General features: G+C 65.6%; 1 protein-coding gene. It reads left to right on the forward strand.

Annotation, left to right across the window (positions count from 1 at the left end; all coding sequences use genetic code 11):
• Window positions 1-291: prenyltransferase (locus P8629_RS11585; protein ID WP_278166280.1), on the forward strand; the 291-nt coding region annotated here is incomplete at both ends.

Below are 291 nucleotides of genomic sequence, written 5' to 3' on the forward strand. Positions count from 1 at the left end.
GGCCACCGCCGTGCTCAACGTCAATAACGTGCGCGACATCCACAGCGATGCCCGCCACGGCAAGATGACGCTGGCCGTGAGGTTGGGAAAACGGCGAGCCGTTCTCTACCACTGGGCGCTTCTGGGCGCCGCCCTGCTGCTGACGCTGGGGTATCTGGTGTGGCTGCCCGTGCCTTGGGTGGGCTGGAGCTGCCTGGTGGTGTCCAAGCCGCTCTACGACGCCGGGCGCACGCTCAGCCGCACCGAAAATGGCGAGCAGCTAACGGGCATGCTCAAGAAAACCGCGCTTTC

The sequence above is a fragment of the Hydrogenovibrio sp. 3SP14C1 genome (assembly GCF_029625905.1).
Taxonomy (GTDB): domain Bacteria; phylum Pseudomonadota; class Gammaproteobacteria; order Thiomicrospirales; family Thiomicrospiraceae; genus Hydrogenovibrio.